The organism is Streptomyces sp. NPDC012835, from assembly GCF_042900885.1.
GTDB lineage: Bacteria > Actinomycetota > Actinomycetes > Streptomycetales > Streptomycetaceae > Streptomyces.
The window spans coordinates 543,455-556,007 of sequence record NZ_JBIBBW010000003.1 but is presented as its reverse complement, the minus strand read 5'-3'; the positions used below and the strand labels follow the sequence as shown (position 1 = coordinate 556,007).

Sequence of the window (12,553 nt, the reverse complement as noted above, 5' to 3'; positions counted from 1 at the left end):
AGCGCGCCGCATGATCCTCACCGTCACCCCCAACCCCAGTCTGGACCGTACGTACGAGGTTCCGGCGCTCGACCGGGGCGAAGTGCTGCGGGCCACGGCCGAGCGCATGGACCCGGGCGGCAAGGGCGTCAACGTCTCCCGGGCCGTCGCGGCGGCCGGCCGCCGTACGGTCGCCGTGCTGCCGCTCGGCGGGGCGCCCGGCGCGCTCGTCGCGGAGCTGCTCGCGGAGCAGGGCATCGAGGTCGTGCCGGTGCCGGTCGCGGGCGCGACCCGGTCCAACATCGCGCTCGCGGAGCCCGACGGCACGCTGACCAAGATCAACGCGCCCGGTCCGGAGCTGACGGCGGCCGAGTCGGAAGCGCTGCTCTCCACGATCCGTGAGCGGATCAGCGCTACGGGCGCCCGGCCTGACGCCTCCGGGGCGGACTCTCCCGGAAGGGCCGCGGTCGGAGCGGACACGGCCGGAGCGGACACGGCCGGAGCCGAGGCGGCCGGAGTGGAGGCTGCCGGGGCGGAGAGGGGCGCACCGGGGATGAGTGCTCCGGAGAGGGGCGCACCGAGGAGGGGCGCTCCGGGCGCCGAGGCATCCGCGCCGACCTGGATCGCCTGCTGCGGCAGCCTGCCGCGCGGCCTCGCCCCCGAGTGGTACGCCGAGCTGGTCGCCCGCGCCCACCGTGCCGGGGCGAGGATCGCGCTCGACACCTCGGGGCCGTCCCTGCTGGCGGCGCTGCGCGAGCGCCCGGACGTCGTCAAGCCGAACGCCGAGGAGCTGGCCGAGGCAGTCGGCCGCCCCCTCACCACGGTGGGGGACGCGGTCAAGGCGGCGGAGGAGCTGCGGGCGTACGGCGCCGGGGCCGTTCTCGCCAGTCTCGGGGCGGACGGCCAGCTGCTGGTCTCGGCGGAGGGGACGTACTTCGGCTCGGCCCCGGTCGCCTCGGTCCGCAGTAACGTCGGTGCGGGCGATGCCTCGCTCGCCGGCTTCCTGGCGGCGGGCGGTGAAGGCCCGGCGGCGCTCGCGTCCGCCGTCGCGCACGGCGCTGCGGCCGTACAGCTGCCGGGCAGCGTGATGCCGTCGCCGGGGGATCTGGATCCGTCGGCGGTCACGGTGACCGCGGATGTACCGCTGGACCGCCCTCTCACGGAGCCCGCCCCATGAGCCCTTCCGTCCCGCACTCCCTTCCCCCTTCTCTGGCCTCTTCTCTTCCCGCTGTCCCCACCACCCCTCTGACCTGCGCGATAAGCGAGCAAAGGAGCCCGCGATGAGCGACATGATCACCGCGGACCTGGTCGACCTCGACCTGGCCGCCGAGACCAAGGAAGCAGCGGCCCGCTCGCTGGCCGAACGGATGGTGACCCTGGGCCGGGTCACCGACCTGGACGGCTTCCTGGCCGATGTGGCGGCGCGCGAGGCGCAGATGCCGACCGGCCTCGACGGCGGCATCGGCATCCCGCACTGCCGCAGCGCGCACGTCGGCGAGCCGACCCTCGCCTTCGGGCGCTCGGCACGGGGCATCGACTTCGGCGCCCCCGACGGTCCGGCCGACCTGATCTTTTTGATCGCCGCGCCGGCCGGCGCCGACGACGCGCACCTGACGATCCTGTCGGCTCTGGCCCGGCGGCTGATGAACGAGGAGTTCACGTCGGGACTGCGGTCGGTGACGGACGCCTCGGCGGCGGCCGCGCTGATCCGTGGCGAGGAAGCCGGCGCCGAGGGCAACGGGGACACCGGCGAGGAGAGCCCGGAGGAGCCCGCGCAGGCGGCTCCCGAGGCTGCTGCGGCTCCGGAGGGCGTGGGAGCCGGGAAGGCCGCCCCGACGGCTTCGGAGGACGCCACGGCCACTCCGGCCGGCACGGCCACTCCGGCCGGCACGGCCACTCCGGCCGGCACGGCCACTCCGGCCGGCACGGCGGAAACCTCGACGCCCGCCCCCGCGTCTGCTGCCGGGCCCGCTTCCGCTTCCACCTCCGCCGCCTCCTCTGCCGGGGCCGGGGCCGGGGCCGGGGACAGGGCCGAGGGCGGGGCCAGCGGTGGGGCCGAGGTCTTCCGTATCGTTGCCGTCACCTCCTGCCCCACCGGTATCGCCCACACCTACATGGCCGCCGAGGCCCTGGAGCAGGCCGGGCAGCAGGCGGGTGTCGAACTGGTCGTCGAGCCGCAGGGGTCCTCCGGGTTCAACCGGCTCGACCCCGCGGTTGTCGCGGCCGCCGACGCCGTGATCTTCGCGCACGACGTGCCTGTACGGGAGAAGGAACGCTTCGCCGGAAAGCCCACCGTCGACGTCGGCGTCAAGGCCGGCATCAACCGGCCCGCCGAACTGATCGCCGAGGTACGCGGCAAGGCCGAACGCGGCGAGGTGACCGGTACCGCCGACGGCCGCACCACACCGGTGGAGGACGCCGGGGAGCCCGGCGAGGGCTACGGCACCAAGCTCCGCAAGTGGCTGATGTCCGGGGTCAGCTACACGGTTCCCTTCGTGGCCGCGGGCGGGCTCCTCATCGCCCTCGGTTTCGCCATCGGCGGCTACACCGTCGACAAGGCCCCCTCCGTCGCCGAGCACTTCGCCTGGGGGGACCACATGAGCTGGGCGGCTCTGCTGTTCCAGATCGGCGGACTGGCCTTCAGCTTCCTGGTGCCGATCCTCGCGGGCTACATCGCCTACGGCATGGCAGACCGTCCGGGGCTGGTCCCCGGTTTCGTCGGCGGCGCCACCGCCCTCACCATCAACGCCGGCTTTCTCGGCGGGCTGGCCGGTGGTCTGATCGCCGGTGGCACGGTGATGGCCATCCAACGTGTCCGGGTGCCCGCGCCGTTGCGCGGGATCATGCCGGTGGTCGTGATTCCACTGATCTCCTCCGCGGTGGTCGGCTTCCTGATGTTCCTGGTGGTCGGCAAGCCGATCGCCGAACTCCAGAGGGCCCTGACCGACTGGCTGTCCGGCCTCTCCGGCACCAACGCGATCATCCTCGGCGTCATCCTCGGCCTGATGATGTGCTTCGACCTCGGCGGCCCGCTGAACAAGGTGGCCTACGCCTTCGCGGTCGGCGGCCTCGCCAACCCCAACGACGGCAGCCTCAAGGTCATGGCCGCAGTGATGGCGGCGGGCATGGTCCCGCCGCTCGCGATGGCGCTCGCCACGACCGTGCGGGGCAAGCTGTTCACGCGTACCGAGCGGGAGAACGGCAAGGCGGCCTGGGTCCTCGGCGCCTCCTTCATCACCGAGGGCGCGATCCCGTTTGCCGCGGCCGACCCGCTACGGGTCATTCCGTCGGCCATGGCGGGCGGAGCGGTCACCGGCGCGCTCTCGATGCTCTTCGAGTGCACCCTGCGCGCCCCGCACGGCGGCGTCTTCGTGATCCCCCTGATCGGCCACCCCTTCCTCTACCTGGTCGCGATCGCGGCGGGTACGGCGGTCAGCGCCGGACTGGTCATCCTGCTCAAGGGCGCCCGCAGGACCGGCCGTCCCGACCAGACCGGGGAAGCCTCGGCCGCCACCGAAGGCGGGGCCGCGACGGAGGCCAAGGTGCCGGCCACCGTCTGAGCGCGTCCACCAGGGGCGTGCGTCCGCCCACCCCTGGTGGACGCACGCCCCGTCACGCTCTCTCAGCACCCGCCCGCGTCGGCTCGACCACCGGCTCGTCGCACCCGCTCACCCTCAGCCGCTCATCTCACCCGCGCGCGAAGCTCCATGGCTTCGCGCGCGGCGCTCTGCGTCTCGTACACCTCGCACATATGACGGCCGTCCCGCGTCGCGGTGTGCTCGACCTCCCAGAGGCTCGTCTCGCTGCCGTCGATGAGCAGGAACGCGTGCTCATAGAGCATGAACCCGGCCTCCTTGCCCTCGACCTGGCACTGTCTGCCGAAGACCTGAGTGATGTGATGCGCGAAAGCCGTCTTCAGCAGCAGCCCGGTCGCCTCTCCCGGCCGGTCGTCGTTCTCCGCCCGGCGCAGCACCCGACGGGCGTGGTCGGGGGAGTTGTCCGGGGAGTACATCCGGTGCCGGGGCGCCGGTGCGGGAGCGGGCAGCGCCCGCAGCGCGCGGAGCAGAGCGAGATGGGCATCGATCTCCGCCGTGCGCTCCGACTCCAGCTCCGAGAGGAGCCCGGCGGCGACGTCATCCATCGACGGCTCCCCGGCCGGGGACACCGCTTCCGGATCGGCCGGGTCCACCGCGCGCGCCCGGCTCTCGCCGTACTCCCGGTAATCGCCGTAGTCGCCGTCGAAGGGGGAGAGCCTCGGTGCCTCCGGACTGCCGGGCCGGCACAGGCGGGCCGCGGCGAGCTGCGCCCCGGCCTCGTCCGCGTACAGCTCGTGCAGTCGCGCGCCGTCCCGGCCGGTGTTGTGCACCAGCTCCCACAGGCTGAGCGACCCGCCATCCGCGAGCAGATAGGTGTGCCGGTACGTCTCGCGGTGCAGCCCCGCACTGTGGTGCGCGGAACACAGCGAGCTGGCGTGCGCCAGCGCGCGGTCAATTCGGTCGACCACTGCGTCGGGCAGGTCGAAGGAGTTGAGTGCCCGACCCAGGAGTCGCTCGAGGTGCGTCTCGGTTGTCTCGTAGGGATCGTTCAAGATGGGTCTCCAGGCCGTCGCCACATGTCACTTGGTGATTGCATAACGTAGCGCCTAGGGCTGACATCGCGTCCCAAGTTTGAGAAAACGAAGGGGGCGTACATGAAGTTCCCTCACGCCCCCGGTCAACTCGCCGGGTACGCCCCTCAGTCGAGCCCATACAAATCGCGGTACGAAGGGAATGCCCCGCCGGGCCGGTCCGTACTCTCGGCGGCGCACATGGCCGAGACAATTGCCCTGGTCACCACGTCCGCACCGGCCGCCAGCACCTCGTTGAGGGCGTCTTGTCCCTTCTCGCGGAGCGTTCTCAGGCCGGTCGAGAGCGCGAAAACCGTATCGCCGTCGTTGAGCAGATGCACGGGACGGACGGCGCGCGCGATACCGTCGTGCGCCGTGCCCGCGAGCTTCTGCGCCTGCGCACGGGACAGGTCGGCGTCGGTGGCGACCACGGCGAGCGTGGTGTTGAGCGGAGCCGGACCGTTCAGCTCGCGCAGCTCGGCCAGGCGCCTGCGGGCGGCCTCGTGGACCTCGGCCGCCGGATACTCCGGACGGCCGCTGAAGTAGCGCCCGTACAGCACCCCCGTGAGCGGGTCGACGGCCGAACCGGCCGCGTTGACCACGACCAGGGCGGCCACGGTCACCCCGGAATCCAGCAGAGTGCTCGCCGTACCCACCCCGCCCTTGAACTGACCGGCGACGGCGCCCGTGCCCGCGCCCACCGAGCCCTCCACGACAGGTGCCCCGCTCTCCGTACCGGCCGCGGCTTCCACAGCCGCCCGCCCGGTCGCCGCGTCCGGGCGTGCCCGCCAGTCGCCACCGCGCCCGAGATCGAAGATGCCCGCCGCTGGGACCACCGGCACGACCTGGGCAGGATCGGCGCCGACCCGTATCCCGCGCCCGCGCTCCTCCAGCCACGCCGCCACACCCGACGCGGAGTCCAGCCCGAACGCGCTGCCGCCCGTGAGAACGATGGCCTCGACCCGCTGGACGAAATTGCGCGGATCCAGCGCATCGGTCTCCCGCGTCGCCGGCCCGCCGCCTCGTACATCCACGGCGGCGACGACTCCGCCCTCCGGGGCGAGGACGACGGTGGTCCCGCTCAGCGCCCCGTCCCCGGCCACACGCGCGTGGCCCACCCGCAGTCCCGTCACATCGGTCAGTGCGTCATTGCTCGCCATGACGCCCATCCGTACCACGCGCGGCCGGGCCGGACGCGAGGGCGGACCCGGGGCCGGGTCAAGGGGCGCGGGCCCTGGCCGGACGGACGCGCCGCACGCGCCCGTACTCTGGAGGTATGAGTACCGTCCCCGAACCCCTGCCGCCGCGTCCCGGCCCGGCGCTGATCTTCGACGACCCGCTGGACCAGCCGTCCTCGGACGACACGGACCGGGGCTGGGGAGAGCGGCCCGCCGCGAGCGGCGACAGCGCCGCCGATCTCGCCCGGTTCCTCGACGAGAAGCCGCCCCACCACATCTGACCCCACCACCGCGCGGCGAACCACCCGGCGAGCCGCCGGGCGGGGCCCCGCATCAGGGAGCGCTCGGCCCCGGGCCGTTCTGCCCGGGGTTGGTCTGCCCCGGTCCGGCGGCGCCGCGCTGAGCCACGAGGGCGTCCCTGATCTCCTTGAGGACCTCCAGCTCGCTGACCTCCATGACCTCCTGCACCTCTTCCTTGGCCGCCTGGAGCCTGGCCCGCCTGGCCAGGTACTTGGCCATCGGCAGCACCATCAGGAAGTAGACGACGGCCGCGGTGATCAGGAACGTGAGGACGGCGCTGAGCACCGTGCCCCACATGATCGGGATGCCCTTGATCACCCTGCCGTCCTTCATCACGCACGGCGACTTGAGGCACGAGCTGTACTGGTTCAGGTCCTGTGTGCCGAAGGCGCCGACCAGCGGGTTGATCACACCCTTGACGAGGGAGTTCACGACGTTGGTGAACGCCGCGCCGATGACCACCGCGACCGCGAGGTCGATCACGTTGCCGCGCATCAGGAAGGCCTTGAAGCCCGCCAGCACGCTCTCCTTCTCCTTGCTCACGGGTGAGCCTTTCTTCACATGTGCCGTACGAATGACAATCCGCTGCGCAACCTACGGCAGCGTGTCCCCACGCTGTCCAATCCGCGTACGCGATCAGGCGACGCCACTGAGCGCCAGTTCGAAGGCGGAGGATCACGCTCAGCGCCGGGCGCCCTCGCGTCGAAACGCTCAACACACCGCCACCGCCAGTCGTGTTGTGGCGCTCGCTCCGGCCAGCGCCGCCGCGGTGTCCCGCGGCACGGACAGCACGATCAGTGCCCCGCCGTCCGCAGCCGATTCCTGAGCCACGGGAATCTCCTCCACTCGCACACACGAGGCCACCACGCGCGCCTCGGTCTCGCCACCCACCCCGGCGATCACATCGACCCGATCCCCCCGGCGCAGCAGGCGCACCGTCGCCGCATCCGCGATGCGCACGGGAGCGGACACCGTGCCCGGTGGGCGCTGAGCCCGGCGCCGGACCGCCGGTGGACCGGCCGCCACGGCGCCCGCGGCGGCCTCCGCCCTGGCATCGCCGCCGGATCCGGCCGCGCCGACGGCGCCGCCCGCCCCGGCGGTGGCCAGCGCCGCCGCCGTCATCGCCAGCCCCGCCGCCGTCGCCCGGCGCCGCCTGAGCACGGCCCGGCGCCACCGCTGCTTGGCCCCCCGCACACGCAGCGGGGCGAACGGCGGCACCCCGAGCGGCTCGGGCGCCGCTGGAGGGGGCAGGGGCGGAAACGAGGGGCACGGGGCTGGTGGAGCCGCGGAAGCGGAAGGCGGGGGAGAGGACGGATCATGGGCGAAGGCATGGGACATGACGACCACCACCTGACGTGAGGAGCTGTTGCGATCGCTCCTCACGATCCACGTCCTGGCCCGATCCTGCCGCGCCCTGTGGATCAGCTCCCGGTTGTGGACAACTTCCTCACCCCCGCGAGTGGTTCACGCTCGCGTCGGCGGAATTCCGGATTTCCGGCGCATGGCTCGCGGGGGCAGGGGGCAACTCGTGATCAGGGCAGTCGAAGCCCGGTATCGATTCCGTCCAGCGCATGCGAGCACAGACAGTCCCGCGTCCCGCTCGGCTGCAATCCGCTCACCGCGTCGAAGAGCACGGTGCGCAGCCGGTCGACATTGGAGGCGAAGACCGCGAGGACCTCTTCGTGGGACACCCCCTCGCCGGTCTCGGCTCCCGCGTCCAGATCCGTCACGAGCGTCATGGAGGTGTAGCAGAGACCGAGTTCACGAGCGAGTACGGCCTCGGGGTGCCCTGTCATCCCGACCACCGACCAGCCCATCGCGGCGTGCCACCGCGATTCCGCCCGAGTAGAGAACCGGGGGCCCTCGATGACCACCAACGTTCCGCCGTCCACCGGCTCCCAGCCGTGTCCGCGCGCAGCCGCCAGCGCGGTCTTCCGCCCCTCCGGGCAGTACGGGTCGGCGAGCGAGATATGTACGACCTTGGAGGCGCTTCCGTCCGGCAGCGGCATCCCGTCGTAGTAGGTCTGCGCACGCGCCTTCGTCCGGTCCACCAGCTGGTCGGGGACGAGCAGAGTGCCCGGCCCGTACTCCGGCCGCAGCCCGCCCACGGCGCACGGTCCCAGGACCTGCTTCACCCCGACGGAACGCAGCGCCCACAGGTTGGCGCGGTAGTTGATGCGATGCGGGGCGACACCGTGCGCCCGCCCGTGCCGGGGCAGGAACGCCACCCGACGCCCGGCGATCTCGCCGAGGAACAGGGAGTCACTCGGCGGCCCGTAAGGAGTCTCCACCCGGACCTCGGTCACATCCTCCAGGAAGGAGTAGAAGCCCGAGCCACCGATCACGCCGATCTCTGCGTTCGCCATCCGATCACACTAGCCGTCGCCGTACCGGTATACGCGAAGGACCCCGACCGTGGAGACGACGGGGTCCTGGCGAAGAAAGGCACACAGAAAATGCAGGAAGAACTTCGAGACGAGCGGAGCGGCCGGTCAGGCGGCCGAAGAGCCGCTGGAGCTGCTCGACGAGCTGGAGCCGGCGCTGGAACTCGACCCGGCGCTCGACCCACCCGACGAAGATCCGGAGCCTGAAGCCGAGGACGAGGCGGACGCGCCTGCCTTGGACTCGGACGACGAGGACGACTTCGCGCTCGAAGAACTCGTCGTGGCGGGGGCGCTGCTCGACGACGAGCCGCGGCTGTCGTTGCGGTAGAACCCGGAGCCCTTGAAGACAACACCGACCGCGGAGAACACCTTCTTCAGGCGTCCCTCGCAACTCGGGCACACAGTGAGGGCGTCATCGGTGAACTTCTGCACCGCTTCTAGGCCCTCGCCGCACTCGGTGCACTTGTACTGGTAGGTCGGCACTGATTCCTCCTGGCACTCTGACTCGATGAGTGCTAACGATCGTCCATACTAACCTGTGTCGCCTGCGAATGGAGTAGCGTCCATGACCATGCTCACAGGCAGCGGTCAGGGCTTGACCGCCCCGAGGACCTCAGTGTCCATGTGAGAAGCCCTCGGGCGGCGGGGTCACGGCAACGTATTCCGCGCAGGGTGTGAACAGTTCAACACGTCACGTCTTGCTGATCGCGGCATCATCGCGATACGCCGAGCCGTGTGTGACCGTTCTGGTCCCGCGCGACGGCGCCAGCCGTGAACGCAGTGCCACCAGGACGATCAGCGCCAGTGCCGTGCCCGCGAGGGGCACCACGAATCCGGCGCGCGAGCCGAAGGCGTCGGCCAACTGCCCGGCGACGGTGACCGCCGCGGCCTGTCCGAGCGCGACGGCACCGGTCAGCCAGGTGAACGCCTCGGTGCGCGCCGAGGCGGGCACCAGTGAGTCGACCAGGGTGTAGCCCGTGATCAGCGCGGGCGCGATACAGAGGCCGACCAGCAGCCCGAGGCCGGCGAGCAGGGGCGCCGAGTGCACCGCCCAGAGGGCGGAGGCCGTCAGCGTCAGCGCGGAGTAGCCGATCAGCAGCCTGCGCCTGGGCCCGATCTTCCAGGCGAGCGCGCCGCACACGATCCCGGCGAGCATGTTGCCCGCCGCGAAGATCCCGTACAGCAGTCCGTTCACGCCGGGGTTGCCCAGCTCCTCGGCGAAGGCAGTGAGGGAGACCTGCATGCCCCCGAAGACAGAACCGATCCCCAGGAAGGCCACCGCGAGCACCCGAACCCCCGGCACGGACAGCGCCGAGGTGCGGGGCTCGGTCGAGGCGCCCTCGTCGTTCCGGCTCGGCCGAGGCTGGCTGCTCCGCTGCGCGGCGAAGATCAGGCCGCCGGTCAGCGTCAGCGCGCCCTCGGCGATCAGTCCGGCCGCCGGATGCACGCCGGTGCACAGAGCGGTCGCGATCACCGGCCCGATCACGAAGGTGAACTCGTCCGTCACGGATTCGAAGGCCGCGGCCGTCGGCAGCAGGGCGGCTCGTGCTCCGGACCGGTCGCCGCCCAGTACCGCCGCCCAGCGGGACCGGACCATGGGCCCGATCTGCGGGACGGAGGCACCTGTCGGCACGGCGGCCGCGAACAGCGCCCACAAGGGCGCGCCGGCCAGGGCGAGCGTGATCAGGGCGGCCACGGACGCGCTGTGCAGCAGCACGCCCGGTACCAACACCGCGCGCTGCCCGAACCGGTCCGCGAGCTTTCCGCCCTGCGGCGCGCAGAGCGCCATGGAGACGCCGGTGACCGCGGCGACCGCGCCGGCGCTGCCGTACGAGCCGGTGGTGTGCTGCACCAGAAGCACGATGCCGATCGTCAGCATCGCGAAGGGCTGTCTCGCGGCGAAGCCGGGGATCAGGAACGACCAGACTCCGGGTGTGCGCAGAAGCCGCCCGTATCCGGGGCGGGGCGCCGGGGAGTCCTCGATGGTGCCGGCCGTGTCGGCCCGGCTGACCGTGTTGCGGGACACGGTCCTTGCCTTTCTGCCGCCTGGTAGCGCGCGTCCCGGATGGCCGGGCGTGGCCGAGAGCTGTCCTCTTGCGCGGAACTGCGGTAGATGCCAGGGCCCACCAGGGGAACTCCACGGCCGCCATACGGGTCGCGCCAGCACTGCGTCAGGCAGAGTTGGTTCGATCAAGTGCGCCTTTATCGTACAGGCACTGACCGCTGCCACACCTGGGAAAGACCCGCGTGCTCCCCGCACCCGCCTCCGATTACGAGACCTTCCCGGCCACGCCCGAGCCTCTGCCCGAACCCGAACCCGAACCCGAACCCGAACCCGAACCGCCGCCTGTGCTCCTGCCGCCCGTACCTCTGCTTCCGCCGCGGCCCGTTCCGAGCCAGCCGGCCAGCTTTCCGCCCTGGGCGACGGCGCGCAGCCGCTGCTCCGCCGCGTCCCGTACTGGATCCGTCGCCACTACCAGCAGCTCGTCGCCGCGGCGCAGCACCGTCGCGGGCTGCGGTACGAAACTCTTGTCGTCCCGGACGACCAGGGTCACCGCGGATCCCGACGGAAGGCGCAGCTCCCCGACCTCCACGCCGTGCATCTTCGACCCGTCGGGGATCGCGACCGAGAGGAGGTGCCCGCGCAGCCGTTCCAGAGGGGCCGACTCGATGCCCAGGTCCGCCGTGTCGGTGGAGGAGCCGAGCCGCAGGGCCTTCGCCAGCCAGGGCAGTGTCGGGCCCTGGACCAGCGTGTAGACCACGACCAGCAGGAAGACGATGTTGAAGATCCGCAGGCTGCCCTCGACGCCCGACACCATCGGGATGGTCGCCAGGATGATGGGCACCGCGCCACGCAGCCCTGCCCAGGACATCAGCGCCTGCTCCTGCCAGGGGATGCGGAAGGGAAGCAGGCTGACCAGAACCGCCAGGGGGCGCGCCACCACCGTCAGTACGAGGCCGACGATCAGGGCGGGCAGGAAGTCGTCGCCCAGCTGGTGCGGTGTCACCAGCAGACCGAGCAGGACGAACATGCCGATCTGGGCGATCCAGCCGAGCCCCTCCGCGAAGCCTCGGTTGGCGGGGGCGTGCGGCAGTTTGGAGTTCCCGAGGACCATCGAGGCCAGATAGACGGCGAGGAAGCCACTGCCGTGGGCAGCGGCGCCGATGGCGTAAGCGGCCACCGCGATGGCCATCACGGCGATCGGGTAGAGCCCGGAGGCGGGCAGGGCCACCCGTCGCAGTCCGAAGGCGCCGGCCCAGCCGACCGCCAGCCCGATACAGGCGCCGATCGCCAGTTCCAGCGTGATCTCGCCGAGCAGCACGTACCAGTGCTCGACGGGTCCGGCGGCGGAGAGGGCGACCACCATGATGACCACGGGGGCGTCGTTGAATCCGGACTCCGCCTCCAGCGCCCCGGTCACCCGGGAGGGCAGCGGCACCTTGCGCAGGACGGAGAAGACCGCGGCGGCGTCCGTCGAGGAGACGACCGCCCCGATGATCAGCGCCTGCCGCCACTCCAGGCCGATCAGATAGTGCGCGGCCGTCGCCGTCACGCCCACGCTGACCGCGACACCCGCGGTCGACAGCGCGGCGGCGGCGGGCAGCGCGGGTTTCACTTCTTTCCACTTGGTGCCCAGACCGCCTTCGGCCAGGATCACCACAAGGGCCGCATAGCCGATCACCTGCGTCAGCTCGACGTTGTCGAACTTCACGTGGAACAGGCCGTCCTGCCCTATGACGACCCCGATGCCGAGGTACAGGAGCAGGCTGGGCAGCCCGCTCCGCGAGGAGATCCGGACGGCGGCGACCGCGATCAGCAGGACGAGGGAGCTGATCAGCAGAAGTTCATTGAGATGGTGGACAGTCAGCGGCCGATCCTTCCCCTCGCGCACACCGGATCGTTTCTCCGGCAGCCGGTACTTCGTTACCTTACCTAATCTTTAACGATTTCTTGACGCCTCGAGCGTCAGTACGAGCAGATCGCGCTCGTCGCCGTGACTCCGGAGCGCTTCCGGGGTGGGCCGCTGTGTGATTTCCGTCGCGATCACGGAGCGAATCAACCGATAAACCCCCGTGTGAATCAGGAAGTGATCGTCGGATGAGCC

General features: G+C 71.5%; 11 protein-coding genes. 3 read left to right on the top strand and 8 right to left on the bottom strand.

From position 1 onward, the window contains the following. Positions 1-10: 10 nt before the first annotated feature. Together ACFY6S_RS15700 and ACFY6S_RS15695 are read left to right on the top strand one after the other, a co-directional pair. On the top strand, positions 11-1,156 hold the full coding sequence (locus ACFY6S_RS15700; protein WP_388816467.1) for a 1-phosphofructokinase family hexose kinase: 1,146 nt from the start codon (positions 11-13) through the stop codon (positions 1,154-1,156). Positions 1,157-1,259: 103 nt separating this feature from the next. Then, a complete protein-coding gene (locus ACFY6S_RS15695; protein WP_388816464.1) occupies positions 1,260-3,539 on the top strand; it encodes a fructose-specific PTS transporter subunit EIIC in 2,280 nt (759 codons plus the stop codon). 122 nt (positions 3,540-3,661) lie between these two features. Here the strand turns inward: ACFY6S_RS15695 and ACFY6S_RS15690 are convergent, their stop codons facing one another. Together ACFY6S_RS15690 and ACFY6S_RS15685 are read right to left on the bottom strand one after the other, a co-directional pair. Beyond that, the gene (locus ACFY6S_RS15690) at positions 3,662-4,567 is read right to left on the bottom strand and encodes a DUF6227 family protein (RefSeq protein ID WP_388816461.1); all 906 of its coding nucleotides are present in this window, start codon (positions 4,565-4,567) and stop codon (positions 3,662-3,664) included. A 146-nt stretch (positions 4,568-4,713) separates the two neighbouring features. Then, positions 4,714-5,745 carry a P1 family peptidase gene (locus ACFY6S_RS15685; protein WP_388816458.1) on the bottom strand — a complete coding sequence of 344 codons (1,032 nt, stop codon included), beginning with the start codon at positions 5,743-5,745 and terminating at the stop codon, positions 4,714-4,716. A gap of 116 nt (positions 5,746-5,861) precedes the next feature. Here ACFY6S_RS15685 and ACFY6S_RS15680 point away from each other — a divergent pair, with 116 nt between their 5' ends. Continuing rightward, complete coding sequence (locus ACFY6S_RS15680) at positions 5,862-6,044, top strand: hypothetical protein (protein WP_388816455.1); 183 nt, start codon at positions 5,862-5,864, stop codon at positions 6,042-6,044. A gap of 52 nt (positions 6,045-6,096) precedes the next feature. Here ACFY6S_RS15680 and mscL read toward each other — a convergent pair whose 3' ends face one another. The 6 genes from mscL to ACFY6S_RS15650 all read right to left on the bottom strand — a co-directional run bounded on the left by mscL (position 6,097) and on the right by ACFY6S_RS15650 (position 12,340). Next, positions 6,097-6,606, bottom strand: coding sequence for a large conductance mechanosensitive channel protein MscL (mscL, locus tag ACFY6S_RS15675; protein ID WP_388816452.1), 510 nt, complete (start codon positions 6,604-6,606; stop codon positions 6,097-6,099). Positions 6,607-6,774: 168 nt separating this feature from the next. Then, positions 6,775-7,401, bottom strand: coding sequence for a hypothetical protein (locus ACFY6S_RS15670; RefSeq protein WP_388817990.1), 627 nt, complete (start codon positions 7,399-7,401; stop codon positions 6,775-6,777). A gap of 194 nt (positions 7,402-7,595) precedes the next feature. Continuing rightward, a complete protein-coding gene (locus ACFY6S_RS15665; protein ID WP_388816449.1) occupies positions 7,596-8,429 on the bottom strand; it encodes an S-methyl-5'-thioadenosine phosphorylase in 834 nt (277 codons plus the stop codon). A 126-nt stretch (positions 8,430-8,555) separates the two neighbouring features. Next, positions 8,556-8,930, bottom strand: coding sequence for an FmdB family zinc ribbon protein (locus ACFY6S_RS15660; protein ID WP_388816446.1), 375 nt, complete (start codon positions 8,928-8,930; stop codon positions 8,556-8,558). A 208-nt stretch (positions 8,931-9,138) separates the two neighbouring features. Then, positions 9,139-10,431 (bottom strand): MFS transporter, encoded by a 1,293-nt coding sequence (locus ACFY6S_RS15655; RefSeq protein WP_388817987.1) that lies wholly within the window; start codon positions 10,429-10,431, stop codon positions 9,139-9,141. Positions 10,432-10,717: 286 nt separating this feature from the next. After that, a complete protein-coding gene (locus tag ACFY6S_RS15650) occupies positions 10,718-12,340 on the bottom strand; it encodes a potassium/proton antiporter (protein WP_388816443.1) in 1,623 nt (540 codons plus the stop codon). Positions 12,341-12,553: the final 213 nt, after the last annotated feature.

Coding starts and splice junctions, on each gene's coding strand:
- ACFY6S_RS15665 (WP_388816449.1), bottom strand. CDS start 8,429: ATGGCGAACGCAGAGATCGGCGTGATCGGTGGCTCGGGCTTCTACTCC.
- ACFY6S_RS15695 (WP_388816464.1), top strand. CDS start 1,260: ATGAGCGACATGATCACCGCGGACCTGGTCGACCTCGACCTGGCCGCC.
- ACFY6S_RS15685 (WP_388816458.1), bottom strand. CDS start 5,745: ATGGCGAGCAATGACGCACTGACCGATGTGACGGGACTGCGGGTGGGC.
- ACFY6S_RS15680 (WP_388816455.1), top strand. CDS start 5,862: ATGAGTACCGTCCCCGAACCCCTGCCGCCGCGTCCCGGCCCGGCGCTG.
- ACFY6S_RS15670 (WP_388817990.1), bottom strand. CDS start 7,401: ATGTCCCATGCCTTCGCCCATGATCCGTCCTCTCCCCCGCCTTCCGCT.
- ACFY6S_RS15700 (WP_388816467.1), top strand. CDS start 11: ATGATCCTCACCGTCACCCCCAACCCCAGTCTGGACCGTACGTACGAG.